Source organism: Brevibacterium sp. SIMBA_078, from assembly GCF_046534565.1.
Taxonomy (GTDB): Bacteria; Actinomycetota; Actinomycetes; order Actinomycetales; family Brevibacteriaceae; genus Brevibacterium.
Map to the genome: position 1 here is coordinate 1 of NZ_JAWRYQ010000477.1, position 245 is coordinate 245.

Below are 245 nucleotides of genomic sequence, written 5' to 3' on the forward strand. Positions count from 1 at the left end.
CTGAGGTCGCCGAGGTGCGTTTACCTGTTGCCGATAAAGAGCTGCAATACCTTAATAATGGTGGCATAGGTGCAACAGTTGAATTTAATGCGCAATATGCAGGTAAAGAAACCACATGGCAGGCTAAAGTGGTACGTAGCGAAGGTGTGATTGATCAAAAAAGTCGAATGAGCTATTTGGTTGCCCAACTTCAAACTCCATATGAAGGGGTTCAGCCACTTCGTTTTGGCTCATACATAAACGCT

Annotated in this window: 1 protein-coding gene; it reads left to right on the plus strand. The window is 44.5% G+C overall.

The genetic code is table 11. The features are described from left to right. On the plus strand, positions 1-245 hold a 245-nt coding region (locus SB749_RS20470; RefSeq protein WP_410711926.1), incomplete at both ends, for a hypothetical protein.